At 41.0% G+C, this 22564-nt stretch carries 19 protein-coding genes; 18 read left to right on the top strand and 1 reads right to left on the bottom strand.

What is annotated here, in order from left to right; genetic code table 11:
* Position 1: 1 nt before the first annotated feature.
* Positions 2-2182, bottom strand: coding sequence for a DUF5686 family protein (locus HMPREF9442_RS14585; protein WP_232038362.1), 2181 nt, complete (start codon positions 2180-2182; stop codon positions 2-4).
* A gap of 173 nt (positions 2183-2355) precedes the next feature.
* Here HMPREF9442_RS14585 and HMPREF9442_RS14580 point away from each other — a divergent pair, with 173 nt between their 5' ends.
* From HMPREF9442_RS14580 to hxsD, 18 genes are all read left to right on the top strand, one after another.
* Positions 2356-3789 carry an amidophosphoribosyltransferase gene (locus tag HMPREF9442_RS14580; RefSeq protein WP_040603242.1) on the top strand — a complete coding sequence of 478 codons (1434 nt, stop codon included), beginning with the start codon at positions 2356-2358 and terminating at the stop codon, positions 3787-3789.
* Positions 3790-3843: 54 nt separating this feature from the next.
* Positions 3844-5304 carry a sodium:solute symporter gene (locus HMPREF9442_RS14575; RefSeq protein ID WP_008630119.1) on the top strand — a complete coding sequence of 487 codons (1461 nt, stop codon included), beginning with the start codon at positions 3844-3846 and terminating at the stop codon, positions 5302-5304.
* Positions 5305-5874: 570 nt separating this feature from the next.
* Positions 5875-6195, top strand: coding sequence for a helix-turn-helix domain-containing protein (locus HMPREF9442_RS14570; protein ID WP_008630115.1), 321 nt, complete (start codon positions 5875-5877; stop codon positions 6193-6195).
* 3 nt (positions 6196-6198) lie between these two features.
* The gene (locus HMPREF9442_RS14565) at positions 6199-7461 is read left to right on the top strand and encodes a type II toxin-antitoxin system HipA family toxin (protein ID WP_008630113.1); all 1263 of its coding nucleotides are present in this window, start codon (positions 6199-6201) and stop codon (positions 7459-7461) included.
* 287 nt (positions 7462-7748) lie between these two features.
* On the top strand, positions 7749-8375 hold the full coding sequence (locus tag HMPREF9442_RS14560) for a type IV toxin-antitoxin system AbiEi family antitoxin domain-containing protein (protein ID WP_008630111.1): 627 nt from the start codon (positions 7749-7751) through the stop codon (positions 8373-8375).
* Positions 8372-9199 (top strand): nucleotidyl transferase AbiEii/AbiGii toxin family protein, encoded by an 828-nt coding sequence (locus HMPREF9442_RS14555; RefSeq protein WP_008630109.1) that lies wholly within the window; start codon positions 8372-8374, stop codon positions 9197-9199. Before HMPREF9442_RS14560 ends, HMPREF9442_RS14555 begins: the two co-directional genes overlap by 4 nt.
* Before the next feature lie 23 nt (positions 9200-9222).
* Positions 9223-9837, top strand: a complete 615-nt coding sequence (locus HMPREF9442_RS14550; protein WP_008630107.1) for a hypothetical protein — start codon at positions 9223-9225, stop codon at positions 9835-9837.
* Positions 9838-10027: 190 nt separating this feature from the next.
* Positions 10028-10246: a helix-turn-helix domain-containing protein gene (locus HMPREF9442_RS16070; protein WP_087944130.1), complete on the top strand. Its 219-nt coding sequence runs from the start codon at positions 10028-10030 to the stop codon at positions 10244-10246.
* 6 nt (positions 10247-10252) lie between these two features.
* Entirely contained in the window at positions 10253-11587 is a 1335-nt protein-coding gene (gene dndC / locus HMPREF9442_RS14545; protein ID WP_008630105.1) for a DNA phosphorothioation system sulfurtransferase DndC, read from the top strand.
* Positions 11587-13728, top strand: a complete 2142-nt coding sequence (locus HMPREF9442_RS14540) for an AAA family ATPase (RefSeq protein WP_008630103.1) — start codon at positions 11587-11589, stop codon at positions 13726-13728. Before dndC ends, HMPREF9442_RS14540 begins: the two co-directional genes overlap by 1 nt.
* A gap of 2 nt (positions 13729-13730) precedes the next feature.
* Positions 13731-14129 carry a DndE family protein gene (locus HMPREF9442_RS14535; protein ID WP_008630100.1) on the top strand — a complete coding sequence of 133 codons (399 nt, stop codon included), beginning with the start codon at positions 13731-13733 and terminating at the stop codon, positions 14127-14129.
* Positions 14123-16321 (top strand): DEAD/DEAH box helicase family protein, encoded by a 2199-nt coding sequence (locus HMPREF9442_RS14530; protein ID WP_008630098.1) that lies wholly within the window; start codon positions 14123-14125, stop codon positions 16319-16321. The genes HMPREF9442_RS14535 and HMPREF9442_RS14530 overlap by 7 nt, the downstream gene beginning before the upstream one ends.
* A 6-nt stretch (positions 16322-16327) precedes the next feature.
* On the top strand, positions 16328-16531 hold the full coding sequence (locus HMPREF9442_RS14525; protein WP_008630096.1) for a hypothetical protein: 204 nt from the start codon (positions 16328-16330) through the stop codon (positions 16529-16531).
* A gap of 13 nt (positions 16532-16544) precedes the next feature.
* Complete coding sequence (locus tag HMPREF9442_RS14520; RefSeq protein WP_008630093.1) at positions 16545-18698, top strand: AAA family ATPase; 2154 nt, start codon at positions 16545-16547, stop codon at positions 18696-18698.
* A 7-nt stretch (positions 18699-18705) separates the two neighbouring features.
* Positions 18706-19131, top strand: a complete 426-nt coding sequence (locus HMPREF9442_RS14515) for a DNA phosphorothioation-associated 4-like protein (RefSeq protein WP_008630091.1) — start codon at positions 18706-18708, stop codon at positions 19129-19131.
* 29 nt (positions 19132-19160) lie between these two features.
* Positions 19161-19562 carry a hypothetical protein gene (locus tag HMPREF9442_RS14510; RefSeq protein WP_008630089.1) on the top strand — a complete coding sequence of 134 codons (402 nt, stop codon included), beginning with the start codon at positions 19161-19163 and terminating at the stop codon, positions 19560-19562.
* A gap of 8 nt (positions 19563-19570) precedes the next feature.
* Positions 19571-20764, top strand: a complete 1194-nt coding sequence (locus HMPREF9442_RS14505; RefSeq protein WP_008630087.1) for a DNA phosphorothioation-associated DGQHR protein 1 — start codon at positions 19571-19573, stop codon at positions 20762-20764.
* A gap of 1463 nt (positions 20765-22227) precedes the next feature.
* A complete protein-coding gene (hxsD, locus tag HMPREF9442_RS14500) occupies positions 22228-22560 on the top strand; it encodes a His-Xaa-Ser system protein HxsD (protein ID WP_008630082.1) in 333 nt (110 codons plus the stop codon).
* Positions 22561-22564: the final 4 nt, after the last annotated feature.

Genomic DNA, 22564 nt, shown 5'->3' with positions numbered 1-22564 from the left:
ATTATTTGCTGAACAACTCAAAGGTGAACTTATACCCAAAGCCGATTTGCTTGAAGTTTTCCAAAGAAAGGAACAGTCCCATGTCGAACACGAAGGTCCCTATGCCGTAACCCAATTCGAAATAAGGTCCTAAATGGTCCATGGTGAGCATATTGAGGTATAGGCGTTCGTTCTGTATATGGTTGGTGTATTTGATAAGGTGGCGTAGCACAAGAAACGGGGCTTCGTAAGAGATATGTCCTCTGACGTAGTAGGGAGATGCGTTATACCATCGGCCATTTAAAGCCTGAAACACTCCTCCGATTTCGTCGTTCCATCCTTCGGGGAGGTTGCTTTTGCGGAAGTTGACGAAGTCTACGAAATAAGTTTCTTCCTGATTGGTGAACAGTCCCATTCCGATGCGGTAATACAGGTCGGAGAGTAGACCCGTACGGATGTGGTGCTGCATGTCGAACTCAATACGTTCATAAACGCCTGTACTTTTGAATATGTTCCTGAGACCGCGCTCGTAGTCCACGATGAAAGTCGGGAAACGGGACTTCAGGTTGATTTTCTGTCGGCCGTTCATGTAATAGTATTGGCCGGGAGTCCATTCTACCCGGATGCGCGGAGCGAAACTGTTATACTGCGGGCGTATGTTGGCCTTCAATCCTTCGGTTACGTTTTCCGGAAGTTCCACTTGCCGGAAACTTTCTTCAGGATGTTCGGCCGGTGTACGGCGGTGGAACATGAATCCCAGTCCTACGGACAGGCCGTTGGTGATTTCGAGGTGGTTGCTGATTTCGAAATTCAAGTCTTTGAAAAGGTCCAGGTTCAGTTTGTCGAAGTCGATGATGCTGTCTGATGGAATCTTTTTGAGTTCATCAATAATGCGGCTGTTCCCGATGCGGTTGCCGTTCCCGACGTTGACTCTTACCGTTCCCATGTGTTCCGGCCAATATTGGTATTCGGCCCCTGCATTCCAATAGAATTCGTTATGGGTGAAGTTATATCCCAAGCGTGTCCCGACGTGAAGGGACTGGCTGTTTCGGAATGTGGTGTTGAAATTCAAATCTTGCCGGTAGGCGATACCGGTCGTTTTGCTGTAACTGAACATCAGCGGATTGATGAAGGGAGAGTTTTGCAACGTGGCATTGTTGCTTAGTTTCCAGTCGCTATCGGTCAGAAAAAAGTCGCCCACCGAGCCCCAGATGTTTTTCTTGAAAGGCTTGGTCGTTTCCTTTTGTATATAATTCATGGAATCCGTCCGTGCCTTATACCTTTTATATATATACAGTTCGGAGTTGTCCAAAGGAGTAGGCCGCAGGGAGTCGAAACGGGCAAAGTCCTTTGTATAGGCCTGCCGGTCGCATTGCAGGGAAAAAGATGCGGTAAGGTTGTAGTTCGGTTTGGAAATGCTGTCTTCCGGTGTATTACGACGGTGATGTATTTCCTTATAAGTCAGGCTAGATTCGTAATATCCTTCCATGATATTGAAAGCAAAGGCAAACGATGCGTTGATGTCGTTTTTCACCGGCAGGTATTCCGTGTCGGTGCCGATGTCTCCCATGATGATGCGGCAATCGAAAAGCAACAAATCGGCTTGCCCTTTGAATGAAATCTCGCGCACGCTCCATGCCCCTTCCGTAATCGTCATTTTTCCGTCCAATAACTGGAAGCTTTTGTTGCGAGGGATAAATCGGATGTGGTATTCGATACGTTGTTGCCGGTCGCACGACACGGAGTCGATAGTATAGCGGTAGTATTTGTTGCTGTTGGGAGCCAAAGGGGAGAGCAGGCGTTGCCCCATCAGGTAAGGGGCATAGATGTTGACATTGAAATAATCCGTAATGCCCGGTATTTCACGGGCTTCGCCCAACGTTCCGGTATAAGCCTTGATTTTCTGGTCGTATATGTTGGGAGCGGTGTAGTGTAGGTCGCTGTATGTCTCTACGATAAAGCGGTTGGCGTCTTTTGGGGTTCTGAACAATCCCGGAATGAAACGGAATCCCCGGTTTTTCTTGATGATATCCAGTTGGGCTTTGATGTATAGCTCTGCGCGGTATTCGTGGATGAAGTCCATATATTGTGAAGCGGCATGGTGCATCCGGCTGATGATAGAGTCGGCGGCTTCCAAGCGCGCTTGCATCACCAGTGGAAAGGACAACATGCATCCCCACAATATATATCGTATGAAACTCACGTTTATCGGTTTTAAATGAATCGCCCCGGCTCGGTATGGCCCGAGCAAGCTCGGCTCTGCTCTTGCTTAATCGCGATTTTCAGAGTGACGCAGGCAAAGATAATAATAAAAATGGATATAGTGTATCGTTGTTTTTTCTTAATTTTGTGCCCAAATTCACATACACGATATTTATGGGAGGTTTTTTCGGCGTCATCTCAAAGACGCAGTGCGTGGCCGATTTGTTTTACGGCACAGATTATAATTCTCATTTAGGTACACGGCGTGGCGGGTTGGCCACTTATAGTAAAGAGCATGGTTTTATCCGCTCGATACATAATTTGGAGAGTACTTATTTCCGGACGAAGTTTGAGGACGAGTTGGGGCAGTTTAAAGGGAATGCCGGTGTCGGTATCATCAGTGATACGGATGCACAGCCTTTGTTGATGAATTCGCATTTGGGACGTTTTGCGATCGTGACGGTAGCGAAAATCAATAATGCGGAAGACTTGGCCGCAAAGCTTCTGGAGCAGGGCATGCATTTCTCAGAGTTCAGCTCAGGTAAGATAAACCCTACCGAACTGATAGCTTTGCTTATTAACCAAGGACAGACTTTTGTGGAAGGTATCGAACACATGTATAAGGAAATCAAAGGGTCTTGTTCCTTGTTGTTGCTGACGGAAGATGGCATTATAGCTGCAAGAGACAGTTGGGGACGTACACCAGTCGTAGTAGGTAAGAAAGAAGGAGCGTATGCCGTAACCGGGGAGTCTACGGCATTTCCCAATCTGGATTACGAGACCGTGTATTACCTCGGTCCCGGTGAGATTGTCCGGTTGCAGGCCGAGGGGATGGAGTGTTTGCGCCGTCCGCATAAGCGCATGCAAGTCTGTTCCTTCCTTTGGGTGTATTACGGTTTCCCTACTTCCTGCTATGAGGGTAAGAACGTGGAAGAGTTCCGCTTTGCTTGCGGCAAGAAGATGGGGGAGAGGGACCAGGCCGAAGTGGATTGTGCCTGTGGCATACCGGATTCCGGTATCGGCATGGCTTTGGGGTATGCGGCAGGAAAGGGAGTGCCCTACCAACGTGCCATTTCCAAGTACACTCCTACATGGCCCCGGAGCTTCACTCCGAGCAATCAGGAGATGCGTTCCTTGGTGGCCAAGATGAAGCTGATAGCCAACCGCGACATGCTGAAAGATAAGCGTGTACTTTTCTGCGATGATTCCATCGTGAGGGGAACGCAACTGCGCGACAATACGAAAATCTTATTCGACTATGGGGCCAAAGAGGTGCACATGCGTATTGCTTGCCCTCCGTTGATTTACGGTTGCCCGTTTATCAATTTCACGTCATCGAAAAGCGATATGGAGTTGATTACGCGTCGGCTGATTAAGGAGTTCGAGGGGGATGAGAACAAGAACTTGGAGAAATACGCGCAGACGGGGTCGCCGGAATACCAACGTATGGTGGATACGATAGCCGAACGCCTGAACCTCTCCTCCTTGAAGTTCAACACGCTGGAAGACCTTATAGAAGCCATAGGCTTGCCTAAATGTCAGGTATGTACGCATTGTTTCGACGGGAGCAGCCGTTTTACCTTGGAAGAGGATAATACGGATGAATAGCACTTGCCCTCCGGGACCGACGGATGAACCTGGCACCGTAAGCAGAAGAGCCGTATGAGTGCATTTTATATCATACTGACAACGGTTCTTTATTTCCTTCTGCTGTTTGCCGTCTCCCGTAAGGCCGGTGGGACGGGGGACAACGATACGTTTTTCCGGGGAGGCAGACGGTCGCCATGGTGGGCGGTGGCGTTCGGCATGATAGGGGCTTCCTTGTCTGGAGTGAGTTTCGTGTCGGTGCCGGGGATGGTAAGGGACGCGGATATGACCTACATGCAGATGTGTGTAGGTTTCTTTTTTGGGTATCTCGTAGTGGCTTTTGTATTGTTGCCTTTGTATTATAAGCTGAACCTGACCTCCATTTATGCTTATTTGGATGTCCGGTTCGGCAAGGCGGCCTATCGGACCGGAGCTTCTTTTTTCTTGTTATCTAAAATGTTGGGGGCAGCCGCGCGGTTGTATTTAGTGTGCCTGATTTTGCAGAATTACGTGTTCGGAAGCTTGGGGGTTCCGTTCGAGGTCACGGCGTCCGGAACGGTTTTCCTGATTTGGCTATACACCTTCAGGGGAGGCATAAAATCGTTGGTGTGGACCGACGCTTTGCAAACTTTATGTCTGGTAACGGCACTGGTGTTGATTTTGTACCAACTGTGCCGTTTGAACGATTTTACGGTGGTTGAGGCAGTGCGGCATGTGGTGGAAAGTCCTTACGGTCGTTGGATAGAATGGGACGATTGGACTTCACGGCAACATTTCGTGAAGCAGTTCCTGAGCGGCATTTTTATTGTGATTGTCATGACGGGGTTGGATCAGGATATGATGCAGAAGAATCTTACGTGCAAGAACCTGCATGATGCGCAGAAAGACATGTGCTCGTACGGCTTTTCGTTCATACCCTTGAATATGCTGTTTCTGGGAGTGGGCGTCCTGCTGTTGGCTTTGGCATCGCGCGAGGGTATAGACTTGCCCGTGAAGGGAGATGACATTTTGCCCTTGTTTTGTGCGGAAGGCCATTTAGGGAATGGAGTGTTGGTACTGTTTACTATCGGTATTATCGCTGCGGCGTTCAGCAGTGCGGATTCCGCACTGACGGCCTTGACCACCAGTTTTTGTGTGGACATTCTGGACGTGGAGCGGAGGTTTACCCGTCCGGAAGCAGTAAGAAAGAAGGTACACGGAGTAATAGCTTTGCTCTTTGTCGGTTTTATCTTGTGTTTTGAGGCCGTAAACGATTCCAGTGTCATCGATGCCATTTATGTGGTGGCTTCTTACACTTACGGGCCGTTGTTGGGCTTGTTTGCTTTCGGCATGTTTACCCGGCGCAAACTCTGGCTTGCGGCTGTCCCGTGGATTTGTGTCGCGGCACCCATGGGGTGCTACTTGTTAGACGCCTGGACCGTTTCGGCCTATGGTTATCGTTTCGGATACGAATTGCTGATGTTGAACGGATTGTTCACGTTCGTGGGGTTGTATGCGTTTTCCAAGGCTTATTCTCCGGATATGGATAAACGGTAGTAAAAATCCCCTTTCCGATGCAGCATACCGAACAACCTGAATGTGAAAGAGTTGCGTTTTAAACGGTAGAAAAGCCTTTTCTCGCTTGTTTTTCAGGCCAAAAACCGTCCGTTTTGCCGCACCTTTCACTTGAATCAGAACCAACGGAAAAATTCCCTTTTCCCGTCCGAAGTCCACCTGTTTTCTATCCGTTGCGAAGGTACGAAAATAAGTGGGATTTTCACCAACTGATGTCAACTAAAAGCAAGATGCAGTCACGAAGATTTTGCAGCCAAAAGAAAAAACAGGCTGTATCATTGGTAGACTTCGGCAAATCGGCTGGTCTGTTTGGCGGAGCCATCTCTTTTCTTCCCTCTGTTTTGACTTTACTTTAATTGGCGTATATATGAATACGGGGATAAAGTAAAGGTGCTGATTTCATGGAAAAGTGTAGATTTTAAGCCTCAATTTTGATGGAAAAGTGTAGACCCGCTTAAATACCATATCTTCTATTCTTGCGGTTTTTCACCTATAATACATCATTAAATAGATAAAAAGTAGTATATTTGCATATTATATGATATATTGAATATGGCAAAGAATACAATGGGCACCAAGTTGCCAAGAAAACTGGAGCAGAAGATGCAGATAGTGGGTGAGCAGATCAAACTGGCTAGACTGCGCAGGAATCTCAGCATGGCCCAGGTTGCCGAACGCGCAACCTGCTCACCGCTTACGGTTGGCCGGATTGAAAAGGGTGTACCGACAGTCGCTATCGGTATTTATCTCAGAGTTCTCTATGCGCTTCAACTGGATGATGATATACTTCTGCTTGCCAAAGAAGACGCGATGGGAAAGGCTTTACAGGATTTGAGTTTGAAAAAGCGAGAGAGAGCATCCAAAAAAGAATAAGCTATGAAACGACTATATGTGTTTGCTGACTTTGATTGGCTTAAAGAACCAAGGCTGATCGGAGAACTGAGCTATGAATCACTTCGTGGCTCAGACAGTTATGGATTTTGCTATAGTGATGACTGGCTAAGGGACTATGGCAACTTGTTTCTTAGTGATGACTTGAACAACTATCCAGGGCAGCAATATACAGCTCCTGGCAAGGATATTTTCGGATGTTTTTCTGATGCCCTTCCAGACAGATGGGGACGCACATTGATAAATCGCAGGGAACAGATTCTGGCGAAAGAGGAGAAGCGTCCTGTTCGCCGTCTTTCATCCTTTGACTATCTTGTCGGAATCGAAGACTACTCCCGCATGGGTGGGCTCCGTTTTAAGGACTCCTTGGACGGAGAATATATCAATGCAAGTGAAGTTCTAAGGATACCACCGCTAACCGATATCCGTGAACTGATTGCTGCCAGTTCTGAGATCGAAAAAAGTGAAGAGGAGAACCAACTGCCTGAAAGACGCTGGATCGAGCAGCTTGTACAACCGGGTTCATCCCTTGGCGGGGCGCGTCCAAAGGCAAGCGTAATTGACGAGAACAAAATCCTGCATATAGCAAAGTTCCCGTCACGCAAAGATGATTATGATACTGGGCTTTGGGAACATTTCTCACACCTATTGGCAAAGAAGGCCGGCATACACGCAGCAGAGACAAGAGTAATCTTCACAAACGACAAATACCATACATTGCTTTCCCGACGATTTGACAGAAAGGAAGACGGTAAACGCATACACTTTGCTTCAGCCATGACTCTTTTGGGCTTAAATGATGGTGATAATGCCAATACCGGCCATGGCTATCTGGATATTGTCGATTTCATACTTCAGAACTGTACCAACGTGGAGGATAATCTGCAAGAACTGTATCGCAGAGTTGCATTCAATATCTGCATTGGTAATACGGATGACCATTTTCGTAATCATGGTTTCCTTCTGACATCCCAGGGATGGACTTTGGCTCCGGCTTACGATATGAATCCAACGCTGAATGAGTATCAGAGTCTGTTAATCAACAGCTATACCAATAAATCTGATTTGAATGAATTGTTAAATTCGTGTGAGGAATATATGCTACAGAAGCATATTGCTCAGCAAATCATTGGTGAAGTACTGAATGCCGTCAAGGAATGGAGAGCATTAGCCACAAAATTGGGAATTGCGAAAAGCGATCAGGAACGTTTTTCTTCTGTCTTTAATAGGCAAAACTTGTCGATATAAATCACAAGAAAATATAAGCACTGCAAAAATAGTATGTGTCATTCCCTGAAAAAAGTTGACTCGCAAAATCAAAAAACAAATACGAATCAAACATTCACTCAAACGGGAGCTTTATCATGAGAAAGCGATGGATCTATACTTCAAGGAAGGTATATGCGGAACCCATATCTGCAAGATTCTGCCCATATCTCGCGCCACTAAAAATCATGGTTGCAATATAGTAATATTTTAAGTAGAAAAATATATTGAATATACTTTGATATTAAAATAATAGCTATCTTTGTGCTATGAACAATCCATTGCGACAATTAGGAAATATCCCTGTTACAGCTTCCGTATTGGAGTCCCTGTTTCCTCATATCAGGGGTGGAAGCCAGAAGCTTAGGTTGCTTGAGCGTGACAAACAGATAATACGTCTCAAGAAGGGACTTTATGTGTGTAGTCCGGAAATAACGGGGAAAACCCTTTCGACAGAATTGATAGCCAATCATCTGTATGCCCCTTCGTATGTTTCCATGTCATCGGCTCTGCGCTATTATGGGCTGATACCGGAAGAGGTTTACATCAAGCAGTCCATGACTTTGAAGTATGCCAAGAACTTTGACACGCCATTTGGACGGTTTGAATATACGCATATCTCGAAGGCCGCATTCTCTGTTGGGCTGACAAGCATCAAGAAAGATGGCTACGCGTTTGTGATGGCTACGCCGGAAAAGGCTCTGTGTGATCTGATTGCCAATTCTTCAAAAGTAAATTTGCGTTATCTGAAAGATGCCGAAATTTATCTGGAAGAGGATATCCGGATGGAATGGGAGGATTTTATGCAGATGGATGCCCGGTTGTTTGAGGAATATATCAAGGTTGGCAAAAAGGCAGATTCAATCCGTACTTTACTTAAATTGCTGAAAAAATGAAGAATGAGATTTATGACAATATGCTCTCTGCATATGGTGCAACAACGGAACAAGAAAGGCGTAATGCCATATTTGAAGTGAATCAGCAGGTGATACTTGCCGGGCTCTATAATGGCGGTTTCTTCGATGTGGCCGCTTTCTATGGCGGTACCTGCCTCAGAATTTTTCATGGTCTTCAACGCTTCAGCGAGGATATGGATTTTTCCCTCTTGGTTCCCGATGACAAGTTCGATTTTACGAAATACTTCCAGCCGATAATAGATGAATTTGCCATTGTCGGTCGTGAAGTGGAGATTAAAAAGAAAGACAAAAAGAGTTTTGGTAAGGTGGAATCCGCTTTCCTGAAAGACAATACGGATGTATATGATGTGTCTTTCCAGACCGATAAATCCATAAAAATCAAAATTGAAGTTGATACCCAGCCACCGTTGAATTTCAGGACTGAGCAAAAGCTGCTTCTACAGCCTCACTCCTTCATGACACGCTGTTTCACTTTGCCTGATTTGTTTGCCGGGAAGATGCACGCATTGGTGTACAGGGGTTGGAAAAACAGGGTGAAAGGTCGTGACTGGTATGATTTTGAATGGTATGTCCGGCACAATGTTCCTCTTGATTTTGCCCATCTCGCAGAGCGTATCCGCCAGTTTAACAATGAAGAAATCGGGCAGGAGACATTCATGGCTCAGTTGAAAGACAGATTAGCTTCGGCTAATATCAACCAGGTAAAGAACGATGTCCTTCCGTTTGTCAGGAACCCCAAGGAACTCGATATCTGGTCAAACGATTATTTTGTCCAGTTGGCGGATATGATGAAGTTTGAATAAGTTACTATTAATTTTTACTGATTATGGCGAAACAGATTTTGATTGGCATTAAGGAGCAGGAATTAACTGAGATTACGCACTATCTTATGATATATTTCCCATATAACGAGGAAATGTGCAGCTATACGAACGCTTGGATGGGAGAACTATACGAGAACAAATATCCGTTAGTTTCTAAAGGTATGTGGTCGGGAATAATCAATTTGAAAACACATAAACTGCTGAATTGGAAGCCTGAATATGGGGATCTGTACCTGCAGGCCAAGATATGCGACAGCGGAACATATTTCCTGCTCGATAAAGATAAAAAAGTGATATGCAAGATAGCCGGTTATGTGCCAAACGGTCTGATTCCGAATTCAGATGACTGCGGTGACTATATCCGTTTAAAGATCAATAGTGACGGTACGATAGAAAATTGGCCTGAGAATCCGGACTATTCCGATTTCATTGAAGGTTCAGAGTCTGTAGAAAGGATTGACACGGACATTGAAGAGGAACCAATACTGGATACCAAGGTTGGGTTTACTTATAGCCAACTTATGGCAAAGCTGCTTCAGTTGCCTAAATTCTTGCAGTTGGAAATAGGAAAGGCGTTAGTGGCAAATGCCTCGGAAGAATTTGAGGAGACAGAATGAGTAATTAAAAAATTAACATGAATGATGTTTGTCACATATAGTTGATATTGAGGCAAAATATAGCTTTTACATAGTTTTGTGCAATAGTAGCAATTCCCTTATAAATGATGTTTTGTTGCTTGTGTACTTGGCTATATTAGAAATTAGGTGTATTTTTGTTTGCAATTTAATGAGTATAGTTTAAATGCCTATGTCGAATAATCAACAAATCGTGGTGAATAGAATAAAGGCGGTACTTGCGGAAAAGCGAAGAACCAATAGGTGGTTGGCAGAGCAAATGTGCAAATCTGAGAATACAATTTCAAGATGGTGTTCAAATAAATCGCAACCATCTATTGTGCAATTACAAGAGATTGCAAACTTGTTAGATGTTGATGTTCGTGTATTATTAAAATCACAGAAAGAGTAATTTGTAATGTTAAAACGTATTGATTATATAATAGATGATATCAAGGAACAGTATCTTGAAAATGATAATAATATACCTTGGATTATCGGATTTAGTGGAGGGAAGGATAGCACTGTTGTCCTAACTTTAGTTTGGAAGGCCCTATTATCTATTCGAAAGGAGTTTGGGGATGCAGCACTGGCTAGACAGATATATGTGGTTAATAACGATACGCTTGTCGAAAATCCAATTATTACAGATTATATTGTGGAAGTACTAGATTGTATTCGTACAGCCGCCTCTGAACAGAAGCTTCCCATTACGGTACAAACTACAGTGCCTAAGTTGGAGGATAGTTTCTGGATCAGCTTTCTTGGCAAAGGGTATCCTGTTCCCAACAATACATTCCGCTGGTGCACTGATCGTCTAAAGATTAAACCTACGACCCAATTTATTTTGGATAAAGTCGATACAATGGGAGAGGCTATTGTGCTTATTGGTACGCGCCTGACGGAAAGTGCAACTCGAGCAAAATCCATTCGGCGTCACGAGATAAAGGGGAAGCGACTAACCAAGCACCCATTGAATCCCAATACATACACTTACTCTCCGATTAAAGATTTGTATCTGGAGGAAGTGTGGTATATCTTAAGAGAGATTCCCTCTCCGTGGGGATACGACAATCAAAAAATTACACAGATTTATGTCAATGCTAATGCAGACGACTATGAATGCCCTACTGTAATAACAGATAAAACTCAACCCTCTTGTGGGCAAAGTCGCTTCGGGTGTTGGGTATGTACAGTTGTTAAGGAGGATAAATCCATGAAAGCTCTAATTAATAACGGCAATGAGTGGATGAGTCCTTTACTTAAATTTCGGGATGAAATGGTTGAAGGTCGCAATATCTCGGAGAACCGCTATGCTACGCGCAGAAATGGGCAATTAGCCGTAGATGCAGATGGTCATAATTTGGGTAATTATACTTTTGAGTATCGCTGTATAATGTTGCGTAAATTATTGGAATTACAGCGTAACATGCAGCGGGTAAAACCGCATATGGAACTGATATCCAACCAGGAACTAGTTGCTATACAAATAAATTGGTATAGAGACGGCTGCTTTTCTCCAAAAGTTACTGATATTTATAATGAGGTCTATCAACGGAATATGCCTTTAGAAAATATGCAATATCAAGAACGTTTAATTCTTGAGAGAGTGTGTGCAGAACATCCGGAAGACTATCAGCTGATCAATGATTTGGTTTCATTGCAGCGAAGTAAGACTATTTTGATGAATAACAATGGTCTGCAAGGCGATATTGAGAAGCGATTGGATAACTATCTTAACCCGCGTCAGTAATGTTTATAAAATCTATCATATTACACAATTATAGAGCCTATAGGGGTCATAACAAAGTCTCGTTTCAGCCAGACTCGAAAAACATCTTTTTAATTGCTGGAAATAACGGTTTTGGCAAGACGACTTTTCTCACCTCTCTTGTTTGGTGTCTTTATGGCAAGTTGATGGCTGATGTTGATGAGAAATTTAGACGAGATATTAATGATGCCCAAGGCTATAAGAATTATGCACGTCAAAGCCTGCATAAGACATTAGTCCATGCCGTGGATTTATATGAAATTACACCAGAAGAGCGTAAACAGATTGCTAGGCATGGATATTCTGTAGAAAATGAGTATATCAAAGAAGATGCTCAATATTATGTGGAAATAGTACTCTCCGATGTATTTATACCCTCCATACCTTGTAGTATAATAACGATTAGGAGAACGTATGACTATTTTCTGGATGTTGAATCGGTTGATGTCTTGATTGATGGTCAAGTCAATGAATTGGCGAAGGAGGTTGGATATGATATATTCATCAATGATTTTATTTTATCCAAAGACATTGCAAAGTTCTTCTTTTTCGATGCAGAGAAGATTGTCAATATAGCCGAAGTGAAATCGATGGATGAGAAACGTAGGCTAAGCACTGCGTACAGCGAGGTTTTGGGCATTAAAAAGTATGAGGATGTCAAGAGGAATCTTGAGAATCTGCGACTTAAATTCAGAAAGAATGCCGGGTCCACTGTAAGCAAATCCAAGCTGGATAAGTTGGCAAATAGCGTTTCGGATATTGAATCGAAGATTAAGCATGCAGAAGAAGAACGAAGTCAGATAGATGCTCAGATTCAGCAATACAGAGTTGAATCCACTCAGCTTCAGGAACGATTGATTCGAGAGGGTAATGCCATCAGCATTGAAGAGCTAAACAAGCAGAAGGAACTGTTGGCTGTATTGAAAGACAAGGACTCGAAGCTAAAGAGTCAGTTGCGTGATATGCTTGATATTGCTCCATTTGCAATCTCAGGTAGGCTGTTTGCTCTCTTGAAGAATCAGGTTGATGCCGAAAAGAATATTCGGGTTACAGAAGCCAATTGTACAGCTATTAACGAGGCATTGTCATCCGTACATATGCAGATAAAGCAGCGCTTCAGTGATCTTTGTTTGTCAGATTCTCAACGTAAAATGCTAGAGCATGTAATATCTGATGCTTTCGCATCCAATGTTGTTGAGTCGCAAGGGGATTTGCCTGTAAACTTTAAAGTATTGTTAGATTATACCGATAATGAGGTGAATGAGTTTCAGGCGTTATATGACAACATCAGATACTCGTATAGCACAATCTTTAAGCAGCTAGTTAAAGAAATTAAGAATAATGCCATATTCTTGGCTAAAACTCAAAAGAAGATTGCTGCTGCTGAGTATGATGATGGAAATGCGGATATCAAGGCCATTAGAACACATAAGGCCGAGATTGATGATATGCTAAATAGGCTGGAAGCGAAGTCGCGTCAGCTGTCGGAACAGATAGGTACACACAATAAAGACCTTGCAGTTTTAAAGAAACAGCTATCAGAGGTTACAAAATATATTCGAGTTGATAAGTCTGATAAAGAGAAGGATGTTATCGCCGAGCGTCTGATATCAGAGCTTACCACGTTCTTACTTGAATTAAAGACGAAGCGTCGATTCTCGTTGGAACAAAAGATTATTGCAAGCATTGATATGCTGATGCATAAGGCGGACTTTATTCATAGTGTTCGGATTGATCTGCAAGATGATATTATTGAAATCGAATTGCTTGATAAAGCAGGCGAGATTATCAATAAGGAGAAGTTGTCAAAAGGGGAGCAGCAACTTTATGCTACGGCAATCCTTAAGGCTCTTGTCGAAGAATCCGGGATAGACTTTCCTGTATTCATTGATAGTCCACTTCAAAAGTTTGATAGCATACATTCCCATAATATCATTACTAAGTTCTACCCGTCGGTGTCAAAACAGGTTGTTATTTTCCCATTATTAGGAAAAGAGCTGTCGGAGACTGAGTATTCCGCATTACTTCCAAGTGTGAATAAAGTATATGTTATTGAGAACGCAGATGGATGTTCATCGTTCAAAAAGGTTATACCCAATAAATTGTTTAAAACGCTTGCATAGATATGTTCAATAGTATAAAAACATCGAAGGAGAATAAAATTGTTGTGACCGAATTGAGCCGTAAATTCAATTTGGGTGCAGAAAATATCATAGCTCGTATCGCTTTAGCATATTCACTGTCTCAAGATCGGCTGTTGTCGCTGACTGATATTGCTGATTCTCAGGGTAAGGAGTATAGTAAGAATGTCTTGTTTGGCAACAATTCATCCTACTATATAGGTCTTATATGTGTAAAATATGGGATCTATAAAACCGATAAGGATATCCCTAAATATGTCAAGATGCATATTGATGATGGATTACAACTTATGAACAAAGAGTTGCGCAGCAATCCCAATCTGAATGGTTACGATTATCTGATTGATAAAATCACGCATGGATTGGAGGATATAATATGTTAAGTGATGTTCAGTTCAAGCATAGTTATTCTTCTGGTTTAGATGAGCCAAAGGAGTTTTTTACAGAAGCTCTGATTGAAAGTACTACTTTTGATTTAGGGCTTGGATTCTTTTCCTCAAGTGGAATAAGAAGTCTTGCTTTTGGATTCGCACTGTTTATTGCAAATGGAGGGAAAATGCGGGTTGTTATCAACCATATTTTGAGCAAAGAGGATAAAGATGCTATCGAAAATGGACAAAAACATTTAGTCAAAGAATTTGAGTGTCGGATATTGTCAGATATTAAGACTCTGACAAATACTCTTTCAAGGGAAGATGAACATTTCTTTCATTGCCTATCCTACTTAATCTCTATCAATCGGATCGAATTTGTTGCAACTATTTCGACGAAAGGGGGACTGGGGCATGACAAATACGGTATATTTACTGATGAAGATGGAAATAGGGTTGCTTTTATTGGATCTGCCAACTTCTCACAATCGGCTTTAGAGCTTAATGGGGAGACTATCACAGTATTCACCTCACCGGATGATGACAAAAGAATCACTGAGTATCAGAATTTATTCGACCAATCATGGCGAAATGATACTCCTCATTTAATTCATATTCCTATAAACGAGGTGAAGACCTTTTTAAGTGAGGCATATCCTAAAATGACTGTACCCGAACTGCTTGATGCAAGCATAAGTTTGAGAAACAGTTTTGATCCTGAAAGAGAGAACCCTCCATCGTTGTCGCAACGGCTCCTTGATAAATTGGAATTGAAAGAGCAGGAACCTCGATTCCCATTCCCCGAAGAGCGTAAGATTCAGATTGATGCTTATAATGCTTGGATTGAAAATGGCAAGAAGGGAATCTTTGCCATGGCCACAGGTTCCGGTAAGACAGTAACCGCACTGAACTGTTTGCGCAAGCAATATAAAGAAAATGGGTTTTATAAAGCGATCATTGTTGTTCCTACGCAAGCGTTAGCCATACAATGGAGGCGAGAGGTGGAGGCTTTCAGCTTTCATAACATAGTTTCTACATATACTGATAAAGACTGGAAAGAAATATTAAATAGATATATAACTAGAAGCCTGCTGGATCAAACTAAGAATATTGTAATTATTACTACCTACGCAACATTCAATAGAAAAGAGTTTCAATCATTCCTTAAAAAGGTAAAAGGCATTGACACTTTCCTTTATATCGCAGATGAAGCTCATAATATTGGTTCAACAAGTTCTCTGAGGCATTTGCCGGAGATGATTCATTGGCGTATAGGCCTATCTGCTACTCCCGAAAGAATTTATGATGATCATGGATCAGAGCAGCTGTATAACTTTTTTAATTCAAGACCACCCGAGTATACATATCGATACACGATGAGGCAGGCTATTGAAGAAGGAATATTATGCCACTATGATTATTATCCGATCTTTATAGAGTTAACGGAGACAGAGATGGTAGAATATGAACGAATTTCGGTCCAGCTAAGGAAATATATTGACTCGGATACTGGTAAGTATAAGCCTGATGCCGAGAAGTTGTTGCTCAAACGCAAAAGAATTATCCATAAAGCAGAAAATAAAAAGGCTGCAATAGCCCAATTATTGGCGAATTTAAAACAAAATCGTAACTTAGACTATACTTTTGTTTTTGTACCAGAAGGATATGAGCCTGACTACTCCGTTAATGAGTCTTATGATATAGAACAAGAAGACATACATATAATAGATGAGTATGCCCAAATGTTTAAGGAGCATGGGTATCGTTATCATAAGTATATTAGCGGATTGGACGATGCTGCTGGTGTATTGAAAAGTTTTGCAGATGGGGATATACAAATACTCTTGTCCATGAAATGCTTGGATGAAGGTGTTGATATCCCTCGTGCAGAACATGCAATATTCTGTTCAAGTACAGGCAATCCTCGTCAATTTATTCAACGGAGAGGTCGTGTTCTCCGAAAAAGCAGAGGGAAAGAAAAAGCAACAATATGGGATTTGATAGTTACACCTCCCAATATAATGGATGAATCTACTGGAGTTGAGCGAAATATGTTTATTGGGGAGGTTCGACGAATAGTGAACTTTGCAGCTCTTGCAGATAATCAAATTGATATCCTATATGGAGAGTTGCAAACCTATTGTGAGGCTTTACGAATCGATGTATTTGCAATGATTGAAATGGAAAATAATAATTATAATTAAGATACTATGGCTATTCAAGACGAAATGTTCAAAGCAATAGAAAAAGAGATTGATCAAACATTAGAGGCAGGGACTGAAAAAGTGTCTGTAAATCTGGAGAAAGCAAAAGCTGTTGCGCAAATGCTTACCGATCTCTCTACCCATTCTGGAGATGCTGATTCTTTAACCAATCAGTATATTGCCAACATTAAAAATATATGTAACGATTAATTAAGGTAAGGCTATGAGAATAAGAAAAATAAAGATTGAAAACTTCCAGTCTTACTATGAGATTCAGACATTGGAGTTCTCCGATGGATTGAATCTCATTATTGGCAATGGTGGAAAGGGAAAGTCAAAACTCTTTAACGCCTTTTATTGGGTGTTATTCGGGAGAATATATGTCACAGGTGTTGGGTGGTGCACAACAGACAGCCTGCCACAATCGGCAAAGTTCTCGATGCAACGCTATGAGTTTATTAATAAGCGAGCGTTGTACAATGCTAGTGTTAATGACGAGGTAACATCTTCCGTGCAGATTGAATTGGAAGATGATAAAGGCGTAAATTATATTATTGACCGTTCTGTCAGTGCATTGAGGCTAGATTCAGAAGAGTGGGACTCCAAAGATGCTTGGCAAGTTCGTCCTAATATCTTAAAAGTGTCTTTTGACTCTCCGACAGGAACCCGTGTCCTCAATGATATAATGGCTGAAGACAAGATCAATGAGCTATTTCCTGATGGTATCAGAAACTATATCTGGTTTCAAGGCGAGTCGTTGGAGAGCTTGATTAATTTTAGGGATAGAGAGACATTAAAAGATGCCGTAAAGCATATTTCCTATTTCCCTTATTATGAAAAACTTTCAGAGATAATCAGCAAATCAAAAGTAAAGATTACCGGAATAGAGAGTCGTAAATTAAAAGAGGTAAATAAGCATAATGCTAATGTAAAGGGATTGATTTCGATTATTGATACCTTAAATTATAAGATTAACAAAGAGGAAGATAATAAGAAGAAGCTAGAGGCTGATATCGAGACTGTTAAGATTGCACTTGCTGATAGCGAGACTAAAATAACCGGTCTTGCAAGCTATACTACGCTTGTCAAGAAATACAAAGACTGTGAGGCTGAAATTGAAAGGCTGTTGGATAAAACAACAAACATAGATAATTTTCAACGAACTCAACTTCCTTCATTATGGATATTACGTGGAATTGACTCTCTGATTGAGCAGTGCAAAGAAATCATCGAAAAACATAAAGCCGAGGAGTATACAGTTCCGGAAAGAAAGTATCTGGATAATCCTAGCCGTGCAAAGTTGGAAGAGATCCTTCGAGAAAAAAAATGTTTTGTGTGTGGAACTGAGTTCTCGGAGGAGGATGTTCAGTATCAGTATATTGTTGAACGCTTGAGACTGCAAGAAGAGTATCTAAAGGAGATGGAGGAGTTTACGAATAACATGCAATTCTCGAAGCAGTTTAATATGTTCGTAGGTAAGATTCAAGACTATCCTGATTCATTGCTTGTTTCGCTATCCGGAATAGATAAACAATGGAAAGATAGCGAAGATGAATTGGAAAAATATATGGCATTGCGGCGTAAAAAGTTAGAGGAAAAGCGAAAACTTGATGAACAGATTGAAGATATCAAGAAGAAGCATGGCGTTAATCCTGTAACTCAAGCTGAGACAGCCGGCGTAATTGATTCTAAGATACGAGCCAGTCGAAGTAATTTGGAAAGATTACAACGTAATCTGGATATATCAAAGCAAACGCTTGGCAATTATAAAAGTGAACTACGAGCAACGGAGAAGGAGCTTGAAAAATTGGGGGCAAAAGATACCACAATTGCCAAGGTTCCGGAAACGGAGTGGAAACATATCTCAACATTCCTTGAGGATATTTGTAAAAGAGTTCAAGAGTCTGCAAGAAAAGAGCTGCTTCGCAAGATTGAAGAGCGTGCGAATATTTTCTATGCCAAATTTACAGAGCACGATAATGGATATAAGGGCGATGTGAAAATTGGGGATGATTACTCGATTGAATTTGACGCAGGACTCAATACGAGCCATGAAGACCGAAAGAAGATGAGTATTATTAACGCTTTGTTGTCTCTAAATCAGGAAGCCATGGGTATTTATTATCCATTCATTAGTGATGCTCCGACATCGAGCTTTGACCTTGAAACGACACATAAATACCTGCTCGGCATTAAGGACATTTTCGCCCAGTCTATTATCTTAACAAAAGATGTGGACTTGAATAGTGAGCAGTATGCCGACCTCTATAACCAAAGTAATGTCTCTCGCATATTCAATCTGGAGAGTGAAATATACAGTGGGGATGCAAACCGAGGACAGCACGAAGTATCGACAAGAGTAACGATATTAAAATAAGGCTGATATGGATAATATATTCGAAATAAAGTTTTCATTTGAGCAATATGTTAAGGATAATGTTATTCTTAAGTTCTCAAACAAACAGGGTGGAGCATACAATGTCTTCTCATATCATTGGCAGTGTTTCGTATGGGCCGCTGTAGTCGGATTCTTACATAATGAGCGGAGACCTTTGCAATCACCAATTGCAGATCGTCCGTTTAATTTGAATACGATGTATCATAGTGGTGGGGAGAAAGATGCAGAAGCCTTATTGTGTATGTGTATAGCAAAGGCTGGCTCTCTTGATATAATGAAGGAACCATCGAAAGCTATTGATCTAATCAATGAATATGCAAATGGTGGATTCTATTATATCCTGAGAATGATGGAGGATAAGAATATCACGAATGATTTAGAGTGGGTTAAACAAGAAATATTTATGAGATAATTATGCGAAATTTCTTTAACCATAATAGAATGAAGTTATTACAACTTCTAATAATTATTGTTTTAGGCACATCCTCAATCTGGCTATCTGCAATGTTTGGTATTCTAGATTGGAAAGCAACGTCGTTGGGATTAATTACGATTGTTATATCTTCATTAGCACCTACATGTGCAGAGAGGATACTATCGTTGATGGGTAGTAATAAGAAATTTGAGGTGTTCGTTAACTATGTTATTCCAACCGTCTCTTGTGTGCTTTGTTTCATTGTTATCGCTCAAATTAATACAGGTAATAGATTATGTGCACTAATTATTTCAGGTGTTGCATATGTATGTTATCCGTTTGTATGGTGGTATCAGAATCGTGATAATAAAGTTTTAGAAGAGAGTACTAATGCTCTTGGTGGCGGTTTAGGGCAATTTAATGATTAATTAGTGTTATGGAAATAAAAGCAATAAAAGTTGTTCAGCCATTAGGTGAATTCTATATAGCAAAAATTAAGGCAGGTGATTTGTTGAGAATATCAACCTCATCCGTGGCAAGATATGACAAAAACGGCAATCTAACTGGTAATCAACGCCCATTAGATTCAAAGCGATTAAAAGCTATTGCCAAGTTTATTATGTCTGATGAGATGAGTTTTCCGACTTCAATCTTAGTTGCTGCAAATATTAACGATAAAGGTGTAATCATTGAAGATGAGGAAAAGCGATGGCATGTTGAGAAAACAAATCTGCCAGATGTTTATGATTTGATTGTGCCGGACAATATTTCATCATTGATAATTGACGGACAACATCGTTTGAACGCATTTAATTATGCGGATTCAGATTGCAAAGAAATAGAGTTGGTCTGTTCCATTTTTATTGATCTTCCTAACCCTTATCAAGCATATTTGTTTGCAACAATTAACGGAAATCAAAAGCGTGTAGATAAGAGTCTGGCATTGGAATTATTTGGATATGATGTTGAGAATGAGCCTCAGGATACGTGGTCTCCAGAGAAGTTAGCCGTATACCTGACGAGAAAGTTTAATTTTAGCAAGAGCTCTCCATTATATCAGAAAATTAAATTGGCTCCCTTGTATTCTGAGCTGGAAGACTTAGTAGATAAGAATCAATGGTTGCTTTCTACCGCTGCCATGGTTGAAGGTATTATGTGTTTAATCTCTAGTAATCCGCAGAAAGACCGTGATATGCTAGCAATGAAGAAAAATAGCATATGGAGTGATAAAACACGTAAAGGGCTTACCGATAAAGGGAAACCGGTACTTCGACACTTATATATAGAATCAAAAGATGATGAACTGTATTCAATATTAGAAAAATATTTTTATTCAGTCAAAACAATCTTGTGGAATAATGCAACCAAAGACAGCGTAATCCTAAAGACTATTGGAATATCCGTTTTATTTGACATCTTGAGAAATATTCTTGAACAGGATGGTGTCCAAGAATCATATGATTCCTATATCAATAAAATTAGTAATGTTAATTTTTCCAGTAGCTATTTTGCTTTGTCAGGAGGCGGTAAAACGAAGTTAAAGAGAATCCTAAAATATAAATTAGGCTTTATGAAGGAGTCAGATTTACCAAAAGAGGATCGTGATTTTTTGAATGGCATTATTAAGTAATAGATTTTGCTGGAGAGTACAAACTACTAAAGTAACGACTTATAAGTTGGCCAACTTATGAGTCGTTGCTAGTTCACACTTTTTTTGATAATGAAATTACCAGATTTAATCTGATATTTTCATCTGCCCCTAATATGCTGCCAGTTTATTCAGATTGTTAGGACAAGTTTCTGGAATCGTTAATTTGGACATATTGTGCAGATGCATCAACCAATTCTGCCAGATGCCGTCTTAGTGTTTGCCGGATTCTCAAAGTGCATTTATTGCAAGATTATCTAGTTTGCGAAATCTAATTTGCCAGACTCAATGATAGAAGTCTGCCATAACATGAGCCAATCTTAGTAGGAGTGGATGTGGTATGCGCATTGGATTTTCACAACTTGATTCCGATAGAGAATTTGACGATAGACATGGCAAACCAGATTTAAAAATAGGGGAGACAAAATCAATATCATATCCAACAGTCAGGGAGTTGAACTGTACAATGTTCTGCCGAATCGTTCCATATGCTTTGGTGATGATTTTCCACTTAGGTTGCGATGGCGTATTTTTGATGCGCTTTTGCTCCTAAAGCAACAGTTTCTCAAAACCACAACTTGGTCCTAACCGGTTTTCTGTGGGAACTGTGTGCGTAGAGCCGAAACATAGTTGGCAATACGAGAGATAGAATCTTTCGTACTCTGTTCAATTTCGGCACCGGTTTTCTCGTGCCCAGCTTGCTGTTTTAAGTGGCACTCATCCCGCCACCGAAAGGCGAGTGGGGTATTAGGCTCTTATATCTAATACTAATTGTATTTCATTTATAATCAATAATATAAATGTATTCTACAAAGCGTTAAGTAACAAAATAGTACTAAATATTTTACTATCCAATTAGCGCGTGGAAGCGGATAGCTTAAAAAGGTACTCCGCAATAGGTATTAGACAGGATAAGGGAAAACGAAAAGGCAAGGATTCAGCCGGTGGGCTGCTTCCTGCCTTTTCTTTTCCTCTTCAAGATAAATATATATTAATCTATTAATGATGGTGATTTGTTAGAACTAAAAAGAATGAATTTAGTTATTCAATTTACCAATATAAGACAATGGAGTTGTATTTATTCATAGATATTAGCTATGCATTTATATAAATTCTTGTTTAATCGGAAAGAAAATCATTCAAAGGCAAGAGTTTATCATAGAATTTAGCTACTTTTGTAACTGGATTGAGGCAACTCTTTCCAAGACATACGAGAAAAAGAAGAAGCGTTTGCTTATCTTGTGATTTGGAAACGTAGGAAACTTTCAAATTTAGCACAAGGAAGGCATAGTGGTTCTCACGCTATAGCGTGGGCTGCTATTACCATATCCGTGCTAAAGGTTTTTCCTACGACCTCCAAATCAGAATGTGGTAGCATTGCAGTTCCACGCTTCTGCGCATAATAACAAGAGGTCTTCGAGGGGCTGGAGGACGTTGAAAATGGTATGGCAAAGATTCAATTCCCAGTCGTAGAACTTGACAATAACAAGTTTCAAGTAATTGTAGATTTAGCTCTGTATTCCAAAGATGTAATAACGGCGGCAATCTATAAGTTCTCACATTTGTTTTACATACATCAACAGACGGATAAATCTAATCCTAATTTGGTGTTTGTCATTTTTGAATCAAAAGATGACAATGCCATTACTGTTGATATTCCCAAGCAATTTTGCAATGAATTGATAGACCAACAACTGCGGCATGACGTTAATGCCCAATTTGGGCACATTCGTGATATGATAGTTGAAGAAGCGTTCAAACCTGTAAATTCAAAATAAGAAT

The sequence above is a fragment of the Paraprevotella xylaniphila YIT 11841 genome (genome assembly GCF_000205165.1).
In the GTDB taxonomy this organism is placed as follows: Bacteria; Bacteroidota; Bacteroidia; order Bacteroidales; family Bacteroidaceae; genus Paraprevotella; species Paraprevotella xylaniphila.
The sequence above is the reverse complement of the archived record's forward strand: the minus strand, read 5'-3'. Positions and strand labels throughout refer to the sequence as shown.